Here is an 18,250-nt window from a genome sequence, read left to right on the forward strand (position 1 = left end):
TTCGGAGGGCTGGTCAGGCGGACTCGGAGGCGGCCGTGGGCCGGGCGGGGCGGGGCAGGACGGGGGCGTACTGGGCGGCCTGGGCGCGGAACATGGATGCGTATTGCTTGTTCGCTTCGATCAGCTCGTCATGGGTGCCGTGCTCGGCGACGTGCCCGTTGTTCAGGACGTAGATCTGATCGGCCCACCGCACGCCGGACATGCGGTGTGTCACCAGCACCACGGCCCGGTGGGGCGCGGCCAGCTCTCGGATGCGGTCGAAGGTACGGATCTCGGCCTCGGGGTCCAGGGCGGAGGTGGGCTCATCGACGATGAGGAGGCTGTCCGCGGTGGAGGTCTCAGTGCGCCAATGCGACCGCGCCAGACCGAGCTTCTGCCACTCTCCGCCGGATAGTTCGGTCGCACCTCGGAACATGCGGGCCAGCAGCGTGTTGAGCCCCTCCGGGAGTTTGTCGAGCACCGACGCTGCACCCGCGAAGCGCACCGATGGATTCAACTCCTCATCGGTGGAGGGGCGGTGGGGACGGCCGATCCGAATGTTCATCGAGGCGGTCATCGGCCACCGCTGGAAGTCCTGTGTAAGTTGCCCAACCCGCTCGAAGAGCTTGAAGCGGTTGAGCTGGGTGACCGGGGATCCGCCCCAGGAGACCGAGCCGGTGGTCGGGACCAGGAGGCCGCTAATGATCTTCACTAGCGTGGACTTGCCCGCGCCGTTGTCGCCGACCACGGCAGTCACGCTGCCCATGGGAAGGGTCAACGACACCTTGTCCAGGGCCGGTTCATCCCGGTCGGGATAGCGGTAGCCGACCTGCTCCAGCACGATCGCGTCGACCCGCTCCGGCAGGTCATCCCCGCTGTCCGGAATGGTGCGCCGGGCTGCCTCGACGAGGAAGCGCTCGTGATCCTGCACGTACAACGACTCCTCGTGCAGGTCGTTGACGTTCATCACGAGGGCGCCGAGGCTGGCCGAGCCGGAGCGGATGGCGAACACCGCCGTGCCGGCGACGGCCAGGCTCATCTGCCCGCCCGTGACCAGCCAGAACATCACCGCATAGGTCGCCGCCGTCGCGATGCCAGACATCGCCTGCGCCAGCAGCTCGGTCGCCGCCTTCCCGTTGGCCAGCCGCTGCTGTTCTTCCTCCGCGTTCTCGGCCATGTCCCGGTAGCGCGCCAGCAGATAAGGGCCCACACCGTGCAGACGCACTTCCTGGGCGGCGCTGCGCTCGGTCAGCAGGTTGCCGATGAGACGACTGGCCCGCAGGTGCTCGACCCAGTTCAGCACCGACACGTAGCGCCGCTGCGCCACCCTCATCGCGCCCCAGCCGCGTGGGGCCACGATCAGCAGCAGCATCGGGATCAGAGCCCAGTGCAGCACGAGGAGGATGCCGGCCGTGGAGATGAGCCCGATCATGCTGTTCAGGCCGGCGACGCAGGTGGAGATCATGCGGCGCGCGTACGTGGGGCCGTAGTAGGCCACGTCGAGCAGCCGGCGAAAGGCCGGGTCCTCGATCGCCTCCAGTTCGACGGCCTGCGCCGCGTCCAGGTACTCCGTCGTGGCGATCCGCTCGACGAGTGGTTCCAGACGGCCGGCGCGCGATGTTGACCAACTGGCCAGACCTGAATTGACCACGGCCGCGCCTGCCCCGACGAGCATCGCCGGCAGCGCCGCGTTGAGGCGGTCCGCCGGGCTGCCCGCGCCGAGCAGTGCATGCATCACTGCGTTGAGGACGAGGAGGTTCACCGCGGCGACGATGCCCTGGCCGATCTCGCAGGCGCCGACGCTCAGCAGAGCGCCCCGGTCGGCCCGCCAGGCTCGCCGCAGTGTGCCCCACACCTGCCGGGGCATGGAACGAAGTGCGCTCCATAGCGTCAACTCGAGCCGAGCGTGCTCGTGTTCGGTCCACCCCATGTCATAGCGAAGCGGTCCTCCGAACAGCTCCTGTTCGGAACGGGAGACCTTGGGCTCCTCCACTCGGGGACGGCGCAGAATCCTCATGCGGCGTCACCCGCAGTGGTGGGGGCGGCTTTGATAACGGCGTACAGGGTCCCTTCGACGAAGTGGCGGAGCACGCCCTGGGTGTAGGGGTGACAGTCCTGGGGCGGGTCGCCGGGTTCGGCCCACAGGAGCTCCGAGTGCTTGTGGGGCTCGCTATTCGTCGGGGTTCCTTCCCAGGAGCGCGTTACCCAGGCCGTCCCGAGCCGCCGAGAACCGTCTGCCGCGACGAACTGGAATAGCCCGCAGAACTCGGCGTCGTGGGGGCTGATCCGGATCCCCAGCTCCTCCTCGGCCTCCCGGATCGCCCCTTCCAGGGGGGACTCGCCCTCCTCCAAATGACCTCCCACCACTGTGAGTTGTCCGGGCGCGTACTGATCTTGTGCACGCCGTAGAAGCGGCATCCGTCCGTCCTGGCGGTACGGGAGCATGAGCACGTCGACGATGCTGGTGTAGCGGTCCCTCACGCGAACGCCTCCTCGGATGCTGCTCCGAGGCGCTCCGTAGCGCCGACGGGCGCACAGGGATGAGGGGGACAGGCTCCAGGCGGAGGTCCGAGGCGCACGGGCACATGGAATTCGAGCGTGGTGTGCGCGCCAATGGCGATCATCTGGCGGGGCATACGGCCTCCTCGGTGTGCGTTCTCTCGGACAGGTGCTCGGAATAACGGCCTGCTGGGCCAGTCGTTCGGGGCACAGAAGGGGTATTTCTTGGAACACATGTGCTGTTCTGGGGGTTTGGGCAGGTGCCCCCCGCGTCCTCAGGGAGGCGGGCCTCAAGTTCGTCACGCGTGTGGGGGGCGACGCGGCTTCGCCGCCGTGTCGGAGGTTGCGGCGGTTTGAGGTGATGGGCAGTCAGGCGGGTCGCGAGGGCGCTGCGGCCGTGGCGAGCCGAGGTGACGTAGGTGACCGAAATCGTGGGTGTGCTGCGGTGCGGCGGGCGAGCATCGCGGCGGCGCGTGCAAGATCCTCCGGGGTGTCGACCGCGATGCCGCTGTCGGACACGGGCAGCATCTGCACTCGGTGGCCGTGCTCGATGAACCGCAGCATCTCGACGCCCTCGGCCTGTTCGAGAGGGCCCTGCGGGAGCTGCCGGAAGCGTTCGAGAGCCTCGCGTGTGAAGCCGTAAAGGCCGAGCTGTCGCAGGAAGGAAGGCCGGCTGCTGCGGGGGTAAGGGATGGGCTGCCGCGAAAACATCAGCGCCTGGCTGTCGGTTCCGACGACAACCTTGACGACGTTGTGGTCGAGTACGGCCGCGGTGTCGCTCAGCTCGGCGTACGCGTTAACGGCCAGGGCTTTGCCGTCCAGGTTGGCGAGCGCGTCGGATAAAGCATCGATGGCTGACGGCTCAATGAAGGGCTCGTCGCCCTGGACGTTGATGTACGCGTCCGCGCGGAGACGCTCGGCGCACTCTGCGACGCGGTCGGTTCCGGTGGCGTGCTCGCCGGTCCGTACGCAGTCGATGCCCAGCTCGTGGCACGCTGCCTCGATGCGCTCGTCGTCCGTCGCCACTACGGCGCTGTCCAGAGACGTGGCTTCAAGACAGCGCTGGTGAACGTGCCAGAGCAGCGGCTTGTCGCCCAGACGGGCCAGGGGTTTGCCGGGGAAACGCGAAGCCCCCCACCGGCAGGGGATGACGGCTATCTGCCGGCGTCCAGGTGTTTTCGGTGGTGAGGATGTGGTGGCGGCCACGGGATCTCCTAGCGGTCGGCTGGGTGTCGGAAGTCAGAGAAGGGCGAGTTTGGCGCGGACCGTGGGCGCGGCGGCCTCGGTGAAGGGACGCCACTCGTAGCCGCCCACTTCCGCGGCCTGCAATGTCACTTCGTGCTCCGAACGGAGGCGGAAGATCCAGCGGAAATCGATGTGCTGGTGATCGGGCTCGCTTTTGGAGGGGTTTGCGTCGATCGCGTGCACGTCGATGTCGAAAGGGATGTCTGCGAATCCGGGAAGAGCGACAACGGCGCTTGGCGGTATGCCTGCTTCTTCGTGGAGTTCACGCAGTGCCGCAGTGGGGAGGTCGGAGTCCTCTGCCTCGTTGTGGCCCCCGGGCGCGAGAACCTTTCCGGAAGCCTTGTGGTGGATATGGAGGATCCTCTGGTCGCGGTCGAGGAGGATGGCGCTGCAGGTCACGTGGGCCGGGAACGTCTTGCGGCTCGTGGGGTCGTCGCCGCCGGCGAGTGCGGTGAAAAGCGGCGCCAGCCCGTCGCGTTCGTGCGGGTAACGGGAGAGGTACGTCTCGGTGACGGCGCGGATGTGCTGTGTGGAAGGGGGCACGGAATCACCTTTCGAAGTGGTCGAGCCAGGTCCTGGCGATGGCGTGACGGTCGGATGCCGCCATCTCGTGCATGCCGGGCTCGAACTGGTCGCGGCTAAGAGCTGCTGTGGCGGCGAGTATTTCGGCCTGGACGAGATGGATGTACGAGCCGACAGCGGCGCCGTGCACGAAGTTGACCGCGCCGCCGTCGGCGAGCACGAAGAAGTAGTGGCCGGTGATCTCGTACCGAGTCAACTCCGGGCTGATAGACGTGCGTTGGTAGAGACTGTGGAGGCTTCCAAGCTCAAGTTCGTCCTCCGAGGAGGTGACCGACCCGAGATACGCACCGTTGCGCAAGGCAGCGAAGTCGCTCTGCTGCAGGGCGAGGTTGCCGGTCGCACACAAGACGAGTTCCGCCTCGCGGACCGCGTCCGCGGCGGACGCGCAGGTACGGAAGCCCAGCGAGTGCGCCTGCACCTGCCTGACCGGGTCCTTGTCGTACAAGGTGACGCGCAGGTCCAGCGCCCGCAGCGTCTGAGCGATAGCGCGCCCGACTTTCCCGAAGCCGATGACGCAGGCGTTGCGGCCGGTCAGAATATCTCCGCGCCCGCGCACAAGAGCCTCGGTGGAGAAGACGATCGAGCGACCCACGAGGTGGTCCTCGCAGTCCTTGAGCGGGGAGCGGGCCACGGAGACGACCGGGCACGGCAGGGAGTCGAGCGCCGCGTATCGCTGGTGTCCGTTCTCGGTGTCCTCGACGACGCCGAGGATGCGGCCGGAGAACTTGCTCACGAGGGTGTCGAGGCTTGCCGCGAAGTAGCCGCCGATGTCCACCAGGACGACGTCCCGGCCGCCGGCCGTGTCCTCCAGGTAGTCCAGAGCCTGGGTCTCGTCGGTGAACCGTTCTCGGGTGAGGTCGTGGACTGGGAGGGTGCGGCGGACGTCGTCGAGGGTCGGCTGGTGGATCGACCGGGGCTTGGGGAGTACGGCACCGACCGTGGACACCTCGGTCATGGCGCGCAGGAACGCCGGCCGCTCGGGGAGCAGATGCGTGATGACCAGCGTCGTGATCGCCTCGACCGCGGGGAATTGCGCGGTGATCTGCCGGAAGAAGGAGTCCAGCCGGGCTCGCTCGGGACTTTCCATTGCGTCTCCTCTCGGGCTCCGGGTCGCGGAACTATGCGGCTCGGCTGTAGTTGGGGACCTGTGCGGCTAGAGCCTGCATGTGAGCGCGCAGCCCGTTGTGGAGGTCGACTCGCGGCTGCCAGCCGAGGATCTCTCGGGCACGGCTGGGGTCGGCGCGAGTGAGGAGGACGTCACCGCTGCGCGCGTGGTTCTGCTCGATCTGGATGTCGCGGCCGATGAGGCTGGTCGCGATGTTGATCACTTCCAGCAGCGACGCGTTCGACCCGCCGCCCACGTTGATCGCGCCCTGCGCGGTCGGCACGACGGCGGCGGCGATCGTGGCGGCGACTACGTCGTCGATGTAGGTGAAGTCGCGTCGCTGGTGGCCGTCTCCGTACAGGCGCAGCGGCTGTCCGGTCAGAGCTGCCTGCAGGGCGCGGTGGGTGAACATGTCCGCGCGCTGGCGGGGGCCGTAGACGGTGAAGTACCGCAGGGCGACGACGCTGGGACCGTTGGGGCGCGTGGCGTAGGCGAGGCAGAGCTGTTCCTCGGCCAGTTTGGTCACCGCGTACGGGGACGCCGGTTGCGGGCGGTCGGCTTCGACGCTCGCGCCGCCGTCGGTCGGCCCGTAGACGCTGGAGGAGGAGGCGACGATCAGCCGCGGAACGCCGATGCGCGTGCAGGCTTCCAGGACCCGGTGGGTGGCCAGCACGTTGGACGCGAGGTAGTCGCCGAACTGCGGACCCCAGGAAGGCCGTACGCCGGGAATTCCGGCGAGGTGGAAGACCGCGTCCGCGTCGATCAGGAGAGGGTCGATCGCGCAGTGGAGGAGGTCGGCAGTGACGTGGTGGTAACCCGGGAGGCCCCGCAGGGCGGCGAGGTTGGCGCCGGCCGTGTGGTCGGTGGACGGGTCGCGGCGGTCGACGCCGATCACGGTGGTGCCGGCCTGGACGAGGGCGTGGGCGAGGTGGGAACCGATGAATCCGGCGGAGCCGGTCACCACGGCTCGGCGGGGGGCAGCGGCGGTCGGGTGCTGCTCGTGCTGCGGCACGGGAATCTCCAGAGAGGTGTGGTCGAAGGGGGGAAGGTCAGGTGAGGCGGGACAGGACGGTTCGGCCGTGCGCGCTCAGAGTGAGGTCGTTTTCCTTGTGGCCCTTGACCAGGGCGGTGGCCGCCTCGATGGCGCCGAAGGACTCCAGGAGGCGCCGTTCGGCGTCGGTCAGCGGACGCCCGTAGCCGTCGAGGAATGCCGTTCGGAGGTGGGGTGCGGCTTGCCAGCGTCGGAACTCGAGCCGCGCGAAGTCGCGGACGCGGGCGTCGCGTCGCATGTGCTCGAAGTCGCAGACACCGAAGTCGTCTCCGACCAGCCAGTTCCGCGGCTGGTAGTCGAGGTGGCAGACCGCGCCGTCCATGAGGCTGTTGCCCAGGATGGCCGCATGGTGCTTCAGCAGGATTCGCTCGGCCGTGTCGATCAGGTCGGCGTGAACGGCCCGGCCGATCCAGCTCTGGAGGCGCTCGGCGAGTGCTGCGCCGACGGCGCCGCCCTGAGGCATGGAGGTGGCCCGGTGGAGCTTGCCGAGGACGTGGCCGGCCTCGTGATGGGCCAGTTCCTCCTCGGGTGAGCCCGGGGCTGCGGTGTCCGCCCGAGCGCCTGCGAGCGCGGTTAGCAGAAGGGTGCGGGTGGCGTCGTCACGGCCGACTAGCTTCGGCGCGTGGCCGGTCAGCTGGGTGCCCCATGTCCGGTAGGCGTGGAGTTCGCCTGCGTACCGGTCGTGCTCGGCATGCTGCTTGGCGACGAAGTGACGCCCGTCGTCGGCCACCACGCGCACGACCCGGGGAGGGAGCAAGGGGTCCGGCGCGATCTCGACTGCGCCGAGGAGGCAGTGCGCCAGTTGGATCCGGGGATCGTCCGATGTCGCGATCACGGGGTCGGCTCCGGCGTGAGGAGATTGAGGTGCTCGGTGTCGTTGTGCCGATCGAGCATCCAGCGGGTCTGGCCCAGGCGGTTGCGGTGGTGCTGCCAGCGGGTGATGGAGGCGTGGTTGTGCGTGAAGCCCGCCGGCGAGCCGATCGGGATGTCGAGGAGCAGGGTGTGCGCGGTGATCACCGTCTCTCCGTGGGCGGCGAACACGATGCGCTTCCCCTCGTTCTCCTCGATGAGCTGACTCAGGTTCCTGCTGGCGCGCTTCAGGTACCCGTTCCAGGTGTCTGAGCCAGCGGCCCAGGGAGTGTCGGGGTGCGCATGCGGGCCGCCGTTGGCGGCCGTCTTCACCGCATCCCAGGGTTTGCCATCGGCATCGCCGTGGACGGGGCCGTCGAGCCGGTCGTCGATGTGCAGCGGGATCTGGAGCGTCTGGGCGATAATCTCGCCGGTCTGGACGAGGCGAATCCGCGGAGCCGCGTAGACCTTGTCGAAGGGCTTCTTCAGGTGCTCGGTGGACAGGCGGCGCGCGGCCTGTTCGGCCTGGGCATACCCCAGGTTGGTCAGTCCCGTGCAGGTGCGAGGACCTCCGACGAGTCCGTCGGCATTGCACTGGGCTTCACCGTGCCGCACGAAGATGAGTTCGGTGGTGATCACGATGCTCCTTGAAGGCGGAGACGGATGTGGGCGGGCCAGATGTGGCAATAGCCGTTCCGGCCGAGGTAGGGCGCGGTGAGTACGGCGTGCAGCGCCAAGCCGTCGTCCAGGCGTTCTCGGTCTATGGGGTCCAGCTGTGGGGCGTGCTGGCGGAGCGCCTGGCTGTAGATGTCGCAGGCGTCGTCGATCGCTTCGCTCGCGAGGGGGCCGTAGGTGAGGAGAAGCGTGGCGACCAGCTTCGCGAGGTCGTAGCCCATGGGCGCGAGACTGAGATCGTCGGTGTCGACCGTGACGATGTCCCCGGCGGGAGTGATGATGAAGTTCCGCGGGTTGCTGTCCTTGTAGAAGGCACAGGGCCCCTGCGCCGTCTCCTCCAGCAGGCCGAGCATCGAGTGCAAGGACACCTTGTTCGGCAGGTAGCCCTGTTCGTGGCGCCGTCGGAGCGCGACCTTGCGCGGGCCGAGGTACTCGTCGAACGTCGTGCCGTCTTGGAAACGATGCGGAGTGTTCAACGACGCGGCCTGCAGGTCACTGCGCCAGGCGGCACCGTGAGCGTGGCCCAGCAGTTCCGCTGTGCGCGGGAGATCCTCGGGGCGTACGGAGCGCCCCTCGACCCGCTCGAAAGTCAGGCTGGCAGGGCCGATGACTTTGAGGGCCGGCTGCCGCAGCGGCTTCGCGTGCTCGTTGATCCACCGGTAGTGGCGGACGGCCGCCGCCGCGCGCTCCGGCGTCTCGTAGTGCTTGGTGAACGGCGGAAGGGTCATGCCTGGCCCTTCTTCGGATGGGCGACGACGAAGGTGATGAGGGACCGAGTGGTCAGCTGCTGGTCCGGAAGGAATTCGTGCAACGCCGCCGCCATAGCCCCGGGGTTGCCGTACAGGCCGGGCGCGAGGTGGTACTTGGGGTTCGTGGCCAGGTATTGCGCCGTGTGGTCGTGGCCGTCGAAGGTGAAGGCGTGCTCCTCGTCCAGGACGGCGATCACGTCGAGCGAGGAGGCGGTCAGGTCGGCGAGGTTGCCGCTGTGCGCTGCGGTGTAGAGGCTCTCGTGCTTATCGCCCCGCGCGTCGAGGCCGGCCGAAGCGACCAACTGGTCCATCTCCCGGTAGCTGTCGAGTGCCTTGGTGACGAGCACGGCCAGGCCCCCGGGGGAGAGGACCCTGGCGATCTGCGCGATGACGTCCTTGGGCTGCGGCGAGTGGTAGAGGCAGAACGCGGCGACGGCGACGTCGCACGACCCGGCGGGCAACGGGAGGTCGTGGAAGTCGCCTTTGACGAAGTCCACCGTGATGTCGGGTAGCTCCTTGGCGCGCTCGCGGGCCTGGGCGAGCAGGGCGGGGGCGGCGTCCAGGCCGACGACGCGCTGCGGCCGGAGTTGCTCGGCGATGCCCAGGCTGCTCGTGCCGCGACCGCAGCCGATGTCGAGCACCACGCCGAGCCGGTCCGGCTGCGCGTGGTGGGTCTGCACCAGGCTGACGATCGTCTCGGGCACGGGGTTGCCGGAGGTCTTCGCGCGCATCAGGGCGCTGGTCCGCCCGGACAGCCGGGAGGGGTTCCCGTACAGCTCCTGTTGCCGGGCGGGGTCCAGGAAGGCGTTGGGCTCGTTCATGCCGCACCCCCTGCCCGGGGGCGCGGGTCGTTCAGGACTGCTCGGCGGCCACCTTCCGCAGCCAGCGGCGCGTCTGGCGCCGGTTGGCCAGCAGCACCACGTCGGCTTTCGCGCCGAACTCCTCGATCTTCGCCATCACGCGGGGCCGCATCTTGCGGCGGTACGTGGCGACGTACTTGATCACGCCCCAGTGGATGCGGTTGTGCACCCCGTTGCCCTTGTGTCCCGCGCCGTGCCGGATCTGCCGGGCGAAGATCCCGTACAGCGCCGCCACGGTCGACACGTCCATCAGGACCACCGTGTCGCAGGCTTCGAGCCGCACCTGCAGCGTCGAGTTGTAGTTGCCGTCGATCACCCACCGCGGTTGCGCGACCAGCTCGCGCTGCACGGCGGTGAACTTGTCCATGGGGAGCGCGTTCCACTCGTCGTCGTAGAACGCGGCGTCCAGGTGCGTCACCGGGGCGTCGAGGATCTTGCCCAGTTCGCGGGCCACGTGGGATTTGCCGCTGCCTCCGCAGCCGACGATGGCGACCTTCTTCATGGTGCTCCAGCGTAGAGAGGTTCGGGTGTCCGGCGGAGCCATCCTCCAGGACACGTTTTGATGATCCAGGCGCCATGGTCTGTAGAGCGGTCGGCATCAGGCAGCTCCCCGCTCGGTCGTGCCCGGCCTCACGAGACCGTGCAGAAGGGATTCCAGGGTGTCGACCTGCTTGCTCAGGCCGAACAGGCGCAGACGGTCCACGCACGCGGCGATCAGGTCGGCGTGCTGCTGAGTGCCGGCGATCTCGCGGAGGTGGGAGAGGCGTTCGATCACGTCCCGGCCGGAGCGCACGACCAGCTCGTCCGGGACGAACCGGTTGACGTAGCGGATGTCCGCCGGGGCCAGAGGCAGGCACCCGGCGAGCACGGCCTCGAAGATGCGCTGGGTCATCTGCCCGACCGCGGCGTACCGCTCGGGCAGCATGAGCACCGTGGCCAGGGACCTGCCGTATACGCCGGCGGCGGCCTCGAACGGGATCCGGCCCAGGAAGTGGACGTGCGGCCAGCGGTTGGTCTCCGTCCACTTCCCGGCGACCAGGTGCGCGACGCGGGCGGCGGCTGGGGCGAAGAAGCGGTCGAAGGGCTCGTCGCGGTCGTACTGGTTGCCCACGTAGCCGAGCACGAGGTCCCGCCGCTGTGCCGCGAGGGCCACGGGGTCCGCCTGGGTGAGGAGGTTCTCGGCGACGGGGAAGAGTAGCGAGTGCGCTCCGTGGGTCGGGGCGAGGGCGGCCTCGCAGACGCGGGTGTGCGACGTGGTGCGCCACACGCTCTCGGCTCGCAGGGTGCGGTCCTTGTCCCAGATCACAGTGGGTGTCTGGTGCCGCACGGTGTAGTGGTTGATGAGCTGGGCCTGGCGGTGAAGGTCGCAGGTGTGCCCCTCGCTCCCGCACATGGTGGTGTTGCGGCCGGGGATCGCCCAGCGCCACTCCAGGAACAGGGCGTCGATGTGCGGAACGCCGTCGTCGAAGGTGTACGCGCCGCCGAGGTCCTCGCCCGCTTCGAGGCGGTCGCGGTCGGCCTGCAGGAAGACGATGTCGTGACCGTGGGCGATGAGGGCGTCGATGAAGGGGCGGCGGTGGCTGCGTCCCCCGTCCGGGGTGTCGGTGACCCCGTTGCCGAGGAAGCCCCAGAAGCTGTATCCGATCTTCACTTGGTGATCCACCGCCCTTCGAGGAGCAGGGCGTCGAGCCCGGAGTTGGCCAGGCAGTCCAGGGCCATTTCCGGTGTTCCGCATATCGGCTTGCCCTTGACGTTGAGGGACGTGTTGATCAGCACGGGCACCCCGGTCCGGCGGCCGAAGGCGGTCAGGACCGCGTGCATGAACGGGTTCTGCGCCTTGGTGACGGTCTGCAGGCGGGAGGTGCCGTTGGCGTGCACGATGGCCGGCACGCGCTCGCGCGTTTTGTCGGTCACGCCGGACGCCATGGACATGTACGGCGCCTGCTGGCCGAGGGTGAAGAACTCGCGGGCGCGCTCGGCCAGGACCATGGGGGCGAAGGGCCGGAACGGCTCGCGGAACTTCACGGTGGCGTTCAGCCGCTCGACGACGCCGGGCTCCAGTGGAGAGGCGAGGATCGAACGGTTGCCCAGGGCTCGCGGCCCGGCTTCGACGGCCCCCTGGAACAGGCCGACGATCGTGCCGTGGGCCAGCTGGTCGGCGAGGAACTCTGCGGTTTCGATGCCCAGGGTCTTCTGGTGAAGGGCGGGCCAGGGCGTGAGGTCGAGGGCTTGGTCCTCGTAGGACGGGCCGAGGTAGCAGGTGCGGGCGACGCCGGCCACCGGTCGCGGGCCGCGTCCGCCGATATGCACGGCGAGGGCGGCGCCGATCGCGGTACCGGCGTCACCGGGCGCAGGAGGCACGAAGACCTCGTCGAAGATGCCGGCCTCGATGATCCGGCCGATGCTCACGCAGTTCGTGGCGACACCGCCCCCCACGCACAGGCGCCGGGAGCCGGTGAGCACGCGAGCGCGGCGGGCCAGGTGCACCATGACCTGCTCGGTCCGCTCCTGGAGAGCCGCCGCCAGGTCCCGGTGGACGTCGGCCAGGGACTCGCCCGGGTGCCGTTCGGGGCAGGTCTCGGTGACGAAACGGCGGGACGTCCGCTCGTATCCCGACGTGAGGGTGCGCGTGGGGAAGTAGGCGGGGTTGATGCGGAAGCCGGTTGCGGTCGTGTGGACGGCGTGGGTGAAGAGGGAGCGGAAGCGGGCGGGGTCGCCGAGGGCGGCCAGCGCCATCACGGTGCCTTCCTCATCGCCCCGGCGCCAGCCCAGGTGCTCGGTGACGGCTCCGTACACGTACCCCAGGGAGGCTGGGTCGTTGATCGCCTCCAGGGTTTGCGCGCGGGGACGGAGCGTGTCGTGGCAGCGGGCGATGGTGGTGGTCTGCCGCTCTCCGAGGCTGTCGACCACGAGCACGGCGGCTTCGTCCCAGCCCGAGGCGGCGAAGGCCGTGAGCTGGTGGGCGCGGTGATGCAGCACCGGGGTAACACGGGCGGCGGGGAACTGCCTGCCGATCAGCCGCAGGCGCCGCTGGGTGCGCACGGCCACCTTGGCGAACCCGTGCGCTCGGGCGAACGCCCGGTCACGAGTTGTCGGGGAGAGCGCCATGCGCAGGGCGGCGGGCGACTCGGCGAGGTAGCGGGCGGGCTGGAAGTTGTAGGCGACGGTGTCCACGTCGGCTGAGGTGAGCTTGGCCCGGCCGAGCAGCCAGTCCACAGCGTGAGCGGGGTAGAGCTTGGTGTGCTTCTGCTCGGAGAGGCGCTCCTCCTCGACGAAGCCGATGAGTTCGCCGTCGACCAGGAGAGCTGCCGACGAGTCGTGGGTGTAGGAGCACAGGCCGAGGATGACCGAGAGAGTGCGCTTCATGGCGGCCGTCACCTCGCCCCGGCCGTCGTCGCAGCCGCGGGCTGGCGGGAGCGTCGTTTCAGCTCGCCATACCAGGCGGTGAGGGCCTGGCCGAGGGGGCCGTCGATGCCGTCGGCCACGCGCCACGCCTGCTGGTGCTGTCCGTCCTTCCACAGCCGGTAGCTGCGCAGTGTCCCGGCCATCGCGTCCCAGCCGGGTTGGCCGGTCACGTCCCGGGCCGCGACCTGATCGAGCAGACCGGCGAAGCCATTCCACCGTGTCCGCAGGTCGGGCATGACGGGGCTCGCCGTGAGCGAGGCCAGCTGCTCGGACTGGTCGAGGTGCTCCTCGTAGATGTGCAGCGACCCCACGTGCAGGTGGAACTCGCCCAGCTCCGCGTCGAGCCATCCGGCGACCAGCTCGTGCAGGACGGTGTAGAAGAAGACGTCGTACGGCATGCCGATCCACACGTCCTGGCCCCGCATCATGGTCGCCATGTGCAGTCGGCCGGCACGCAGATGGAAGCGGAATCCGAGGGTGCAGGGCACGTCCTTGTGCCCGGCGGCGTCCTGAACCGGGTCGTAGAGCTGGATCAGGGCGCGGCGGGAGTCGGGGTCCTCCTTGAGGATCTCCACGACACGGCTGAGCTGATCGACCTTGCCGGCCCAGTTCCGCATCCTGGGGCCGTACGCGCCGAGCAACACCCCATCATCGGCGTACTGCCGGAGCCGCGCGTTGTAGTCGAAGATCCACGGATCGTCCGAGCCGGACAGGTGCCAGACGCTCTCGGCCACGGCGAACGCCGGGTTCAGGATCCTGGCCGGCGGCGCGTACAGCAGGCGGGCCCGCGGCTGCGTGAGCAGCAAGTGGATGTCGCGGACTTCCCGCGTGGGCATGCCGCGCGGGCTGACCTTGTCGCCGGACTTCGTCAGCGTGACGGCTCCGGAGAACAACTCGGCGATGTTGTCAGCGGTCAGATGGGTCATGAGGCTGGGACTCCTTCGCCCTGCTCCGGCACGGGCGGCGTGCTGCGGGCATCGTCGTGAAGGGGGTCAAAGGGCAGCTCGGGGTGCGTGGCGCGGTGATCGATGAGGCGGGCGACCTGGGCGGCGCTGTCGCCGCGCCACCGGCACACCGAATCGGCGGCTCCGGCCGGCGGGCGAGAGCGGGGCAGCTCCGCGAGGGCGATGCCGACTTCGTCCGCGGAGCCACACCGTTGCGCGATGCCGTGGTCGGCCAGGCCGAGGGTCCGTTCGCCCGGGGCGGCAAGTTCAAGGACGGGCACGCCCAGCAGCGCTGCTTCGATGCCGCATGTCGAGTAGGCGCTCGCGACCACATCCGCGCCGGCCAGGCACCCGCGTGCTCCAACCCGAGTGTCGGCGACGGCCACCGGAAGACCGGTCGCCTGCTCAAGAAGCGGGGCGAACACGCTGTCGCGCTGCGCCGGATGCGGAGCGATGACCAGTCCCCAGTCCGGGCCAGCCGACCGCAGCCCGCCGAGGAGGAGTTCGGCCTGGCGGGCGAGATGCTCGGGCCGGAAGGGCTGGCAGGCCCACACGGCGATCTTCGACGGGGCACGCCGTGTGCCGACCGACAACAGCTTTTCCAGGTACCGGCGCTGTGCCCCACGGCCCAAAGCGGCCAGGGCATCGAAGCGGGGCTGCCCCAGGACGTGCACCTCACTCTTCGGGTGCTTGGCCCAGGCGAGGGCGAGCGGATGGTCGCGCTCGCCCATCACGACCACGTCCCGGCTGTGGAGGGCGGGCCACGCTACGGACTCTTCCGTCCAGGCGCCGTGCTGGACGTGCACCGTGTTGGAGTCGTGCCGATCAGCAAGGTGAACCGCCAACGCCCCGAGCGGACTTGTGTCGTTGCTGAGGACGACGGAGTGCGGACGAACGGCTCTCAGAACGCGGCCCAGCCAGTTCTCCGCCTGGACCAGAGCAGGCCAGGATGGCTGCGTGCAGCCGCCGCTCTTCGCCAGCAGCGTGGACAACAACCGGACGAGGCGGGACAGGCGGATCGCGTGCGGACCGACCTCGACGGTCCGGTCGTCATCCGCGGGACGCAGTCCGTCCGCCTCGCCTGACAGCTGGAAGAGCCCAACCGGTGCAGGACACACCCGCACGCTCTCGCTGCCCTCGGCCAAGCAGCGCTGACCGGGATCAGTGGCGAGGTCGATGAGCACGCTGTCGTGCCCCTTGCGCGCCAACTCCCGAAGAACCGGCATCAGGGTCTCGGCGTGGCGGGACGACCAAGAAAGGGCCACGACTCCGCGCCGGTGCAGGCCCGTGGGGAGCGGGTGCGGCTCGGTGATAGCCACGTCGGCGGGTAAGAGCGTGCTCAACTCGGCAGTGTGCGGCGGATTGTGTGCCGCCGTGCCGCCAAGTAGATAGGCAATGCCCGACCAGGTGACCGTGTAGGTGCGGTACTCCTGAGAGCTGCTCGGCCGCACACCGACGAGACCTTCGTACGGCACCGGGGTGATGGGTCCGGGTGCGGTGACGAATGGCTCCCAGAGGCTCAATGCCAGCAGTTTCTGCAGGACCTGCGTGACCAGTCGGCGGACCGGTACGTGCTGGACATGGAGCCAGTCAGCTCCGCCGGGCGTGTGGGCTCGGCCGCCGCCGTACTCGTGCAGGGCGGCCATGACGCGTTCGGTCAACGAGCGGAGGTCCTGCTGGTTCAGCGGCAGCGCCTCCAGATCTCCCGTTCTGATGCGGAGGGAGTCGGCGACGTCAAAGCGGCCGGCGCCGACTAGGACCCAGGCGGGCCGGTGGCCGTCTTCTCTTCGGACAAGGCCCAAGTCTCCGAATGCCGAGGTGGTCACGCCAGGCTCCCTTCGACAATGGGAGTGCATGCCGTGGCCTGGTGGAGGAGGTCGAGCAGGTCGGTTGGGGACTGGGCGACCGCCACAGCAGGAGAGCCGGGCTCGCCGTACCCCCAGGCGGCATGAATGTAGGGGACGCCGGCACGAGTTGCTGCCTCCCGGTCCACCGGCATGTCCCCGATGTACACGGCCGACGCAGGGTCGACTCCGAGGTCCACCAACGCGAGGAGGAGAGGGTCCGGCGCCGGCTTCGACCGCCCGGAACCCGCGGGTGTCCGCACGGTGCCGAAGGGGCAACCAAGCTGCGCCAGGAGGGGCGCGGCCCGATCGACGTGCTTGGATGTCACGACTCCAAGCCGCCAGCCAGCTGCCACGAAGGCGTGCAGGACGTCCGTGATCCCGATGAACTCCTGGGCCAAATGCGCTGCGGCTGTCGAGCCGGCTCCGTAGGTCCGGTGGACGCCGTCAGCGTCGACGACACCGAGCCGCTCCATGATGTCGCTGAACTCCCGCCCCAGGTGGGCTTCGTACGCGGCGAACGGGATAGCGAGGCCGTGGTCTTCCTGGACCTTCCTCCACGCCTCGCGCATCACCGGCCGCGTGTCCAGTAGGACACCGTCCAGGTCAAGAAGGAGTGCCCGTTCAGCATCGGGAGGCTGGAGGGCCGACGGTTTCGGGCGATGGTGCAGGGGCGCGGAGGACTGCTCGGAGGCCGTGGGAACGGGTGACGTGGTCACTTGCTCGCTCCGCTCCGCACCGTGCTGGTCTGCTGGACGGTCAGCAGGTTCCAGCCGTGGGCCCGGGCGACCAGCCGGGTGGTGTCCGGTGCCCCGGTATCAGCGAGCAACTGGAGGAGCGCCGCGCAGAGGTCCGCCGGTGCCATGTTGGCGCCGCGCGCGATGTCGAGCGGCTTGGTGTGCTCGGCGACGGCCTTCAGCAGGTTCGTCTGCTCGGTGCTCAAGTCGGGGGCTGGCGTGTCCGGTACCGGGGCCGTGGCCTCGTTTGCGCTGAGCAGACGGTGGGTGACTACGGCAAGGGAGCAGCGTTCGGGGCAGTGCAGCTTCCTGCGCAGGGAGACCATGTGCGCGCGGACCGTGTGGTGCGACAGGGTCTCGGTGTCGGCGATCTGGCCTGTTGGTAGGCCGTTCACCACATGCTGGGCGATGCGCCGTTCGGCCGGGGTGAGCGGTGTGGTCGGGGCTGGGGCGGTCATGGTGGTCTTCCTCGTCGGTATCGGTCAGCGGCTCGACGTCGGGCGCAGGCGCACAGGGACGGAGGTGTGTCCGTTGCTGATCAGGCTCGGCAGCCTCTTCAGATCGGTCCTGTCCGTGGCGAGTTGGGCGTCGGGGAAGCGTTCGAAGAGCAGGCGCAGGGCGGTGGCGACTTCGAGTCGGGCAAGTGGGGCGCCGAGGCAGAAGTGGACGCCGTGTCCGAAGGCGAGGTGTTCCTTGCTGGGGCGGGTGGCGTCGAAGCGGTCGGCGTCCTCGTGCCAGTCGGGGTGCCGGTTGGCGGCGGCGTAGGAGGCGAGGATCGCCTCGCCGGTCTTGATCGTCTGGCCGTCGGGGAGGGCGATGTCGGTGCGGGCGTAGCGCAGGGGAAGGTGCTTGACCGCGGGCTGGTGGCGCAGGGTCTCCTCGACTACGCCCTCCCAGGTGCAGCGGCCGTCCCGGACGTGGGCCAGCTGCTCTGGCTCGGAGAGCAGGGTGGTGATGGCCTGGTCGATGACGTTGACGGTGGTCTCGTACCCGGCGCTGATCATCAGCAGGAGCGTGTCGCGCAGCTCGGCGTCGCTGAGGGCGGAGCCGTCGCCCTCCTCGTCGCGGGCGGCGATCAGCAGCGAGGTCATGTCCTCGCCGGGCTCGGTGCGCTTGATCTCGATCAGGGCGTCCAGCAGGCCGTACAGGGTGGCGGTGTTCGCGGCTTGTTCCTCGGCGGAGAGGTGGGTGGCGAATACGTTGTCCACCACGGTGCGGAACTCGGTGCGCCGGTCGGCGGGGACGCCCATGAGCTTGCCGATGACGGCGATCGGGAGCGGGTAGGCGAGGTGCTCGCGCAGGTCGGCCACCTCATCGGCCGGGAGGGCGTCGAGGTCGTCGAGGATGCCGTTCACGAGGATCTCGATGTCCGCCTGGAGGGCGGCGGTACGGCGGGCCGAGAGGGCGGGGGCGACCATGCGCCGCAGGCGGCTGTGGTTGCCGCCGTAGGCGGTGAACATGTTCTCCACCGCCACCCACAGGGCCAGCGGCCAGGTGGGGACCGTCTCGGCGAAGGCAGGCCAGTGGGCGCGGCCGTCCTTGGAGACGTCCTTGCTGGTCAGAAGCTGCTTAAGGAGGGCCGGGTCGGAGACGGACCAGGCGCGCACGCCGAGGATGTCCACGAGAGTGGCGGAGCCGCGCTCGCGCAGGGCCTGGTGTTCGGCGTCCGGGTCGGATCCGGTGGGGTCGAGGACGAGTATCTGCCGTTCGGACACGTTGGGGCTTC

18 protein-coding genes are annotated in these 18,250 nt (G+C 69.2%); all 18 read right to left on the reverse strand.

The window, feature by feature from the left end:
* Positions 1–13: 13 nt before the first annotated feature.
* On the reverse strand, positions 14–1,996 hold the full coding sequence (locus tag ACFXOM_RS30520) for an ABC transporter ATP-binding protein (protein WP_385040509.1): 1,983 nt from the start codon (positions 1,994–1,996) through the stop codon (positions 14–16).
* Entirely contained in the window at positions 1,993–2,460 is a 468-nt protein-coding gene (locus ACFXOM_RS30525) for an NUDIX domain-containing protein (protein ID WP_384738937.1), read from the reverse strand. Before ACFXOM_RS30525 ends, ACFXOM_RS30520 begins: the two co-directional genes overlap by 4 nt.
* Before the next feature lie 387 nt (positions 2,461–2,847).
* Complete coding sequence (locus ACFXOM_RS30530; protein ID WP_385040513.1) at positions 2,848–3,684, reverse strand: 3-deoxy-manno-octulosonate cytidylyltransferase; 837 nt, start codon at positions 3,682–3,684, stop codon at positions 2,848–2,850.
* A 33-nt stretch (positions 3,685–3,717) separates the two neighbouring features.
* Entirely contained in the window at positions 3,718–4,266 is a 549-nt protein-coding gene (locus ACFXOM_RS30535; RefSeq protein WP_385040515.1) for an NUDIX hydrolase, read from the reverse strand.
* A 4-nt stretch (positions 4,267–4,270) separates the two neighbouring features.
* Positions 4,271–5,392, reverse strand: coding sequence for an adenosylhomocysteinase (locus tag ACFXOM_RS30540; RefSeq protein ID WP_385040518.1), 1,122 nt, complete (start codon positions 5,390–5,392; stop codon positions 4,271–4,273).
* A 31-nt stretch (positions 5,393–5,423) separates the two neighbouring features.
* Positions 5,424–6,422 carry an NAD-dependent epimerase/dehydratase family protein gene (locus ACFXOM_RS30545; protein WP_385040521.1) on the reverse strand — a complete coding sequence of 333 codons (999 nt, stop codon included), beginning with the start codon at positions 6,420–6,422 and terminating at the stop codon, positions 5,424–5,426.
* A 37-nt stretch (positions 6,423–6,459) separates the two neighbouring features.
* Complete coding sequence (locus tag ACFXOM_RS30550; protein WP_385040524.1) at positions 6,460–7,296, reverse strand: aminoglycoside phosphotransferase; 837 nt, start codon at positions 7,294–7,296, stop codon at positions 6,460–6,462.
* Complete coding sequence (locus tag ACFXOM_RS30555; RefSeq protein WP_384738926.1) at positions 7,293–7,949, reverse strand: histidine phosphatase family protein; 657 nt, start codon at positions 7,947–7,949, stop codon at positions 7,293–7,295. Before ACFXOM_RS30555 ends, ACFXOM_RS30550 begins: the two co-directional genes overlap by 4 nt.
* Positions 7,946–8,713: a phosphotransferase gene (locus tag ACFXOM_RS30560; RefSeq protein WP_356050323.1), complete on the reverse strand. Its 768-nt coding sequence runs from the start codon at positions 8,711–8,713 to the stop codon at positions 7,946–7,948. The genes ACFXOM_RS30555 and ACFXOM_RS30560 overlap by 4 nt, the downstream gene beginning before the upstream one ends.
* Positions 8,710–9,555, reverse strand: coding sequence for a methyltransferase domain-containing protein (locus ACFXOM_RS30565; RefSeq protein ID WP_385040527.1), 846 nt, complete (start codon positions 9,553–9,555; stop codon positions 8,710–8,712). The genes ACFXOM_RS30560 and ACFXOM_RS30565 overlap by 4 nt, the downstream gene beginning before the upstream one ends.
* A 31-nt stretch (positions 9,556–9,586) precedes the next feature.
* A complete protein-coding gene (locus ACFXOM_RS30570; protein ID WP_385040530.1) occupies positions 9,587–10,096 on the reverse strand; it encodes a topology modulation protein in 510 nt (169 codons plus the stop codon).
* A 96-nt stretch (positions 10,097–10,192) separates the two neighbouring features.
* On the reverse strand, positions 10,193–11,245 hold the full coding sequence (locus ACFXOM_RS30575; protein WP_385040532.1) for a hypothetical protein: 1,053 nt from the start codon (positions 11,243–11,245) through the stop codon (positions 10,193–10,195).
* Complete coding sequence (locus tag ACFXOM_RS30580; RefSeq protein ID WP_385040533.1) at positions 11,242–12,960, reverse strand: carbamoyltransferase; 1,719 nt, start codon at positions 12,958–12,960, stop codon at positions 11,242–11,244. Before ACFXOM_RS30580 ends, ACFXOM_RS30575 begins: the two co-directional genes overlap by 4 nt.
* Before the next feature lie 8 nt (positions 12,961–12,968).
* A complete protein-coding gene (locus tag ACFXOM_RS30585; protein WP_385040534.1) occupies positions 12,969–13,925 on the reverse strand; it encodes a thymidylate synthase in 957 nt (318 codons plus the stop codon).
* Positions 13,922–15,769 carry a hypothetical protein gene (locus ACFXOM_RS30590; RefSeq protein WP_385040536.1) on the reverse strand — a complete coding sequence of 616 codons (1,848 nt, stop codon included), beginning with the start codon at positions 15,767–15,769 and terminating at the stop codon, positions 13,922–13,924. The genes ACFXOM_RS30585 and ACFXOM_RS30590 overlap by 4 nt, the downstream gene beginning before the upstream one ends.
* Positions 15,766–16,506: an HAD family hydrolase gene (locus tag ACFXOM_RS30595; RefSeq protein WP_385040539.1), complete on the reverse strand. Its 741-nt coding sequence runs from the start codon at positions 16,504–16,506 to the stop codon at positions 15,766–15,768. The genes ACFXOM_RS30590 and ACFXOM_RS30595 overlap by 4 nt, the downstream gene beginning before the upstream one ends.
* A complete protein-coding gene (locus ACFXOM_RS30600) occupies positions 16,503–16,982 on the reverse strand; it encodes a LuxR C-terminal-related transcriptional regulator (protein ID WP_385040542.1) in 480 nt (159 codons plus the stop codon). Before ACFXOM_RS30600 ends, ACFXOM_RS30595 begins: the two co-directional genes overlap by 4 nt.
* Before the next feature lie 24 nt (positions 16,983–17,006).
* A complete protein-coding gene (locus ACFXOM_RS30605; protein ID WP_385040545.1) occupies positions 17,007–18,239 on the reverse strand; it encodes a cytochrome P450 in 1,233 nt (410 codons plus the stop codon).
* Between the last annotated feature and the right edge of the window lie 11 nt (positions 18,240–18,250).

Source organism: Streptomyces sp. NPDC059169, assembly GCF_042755225.1.
Lineage (GTDB): Bacteria > Actinomycetota > Actinomycetes > Streptomycetales > Streptomycetaceae > Streptomyces.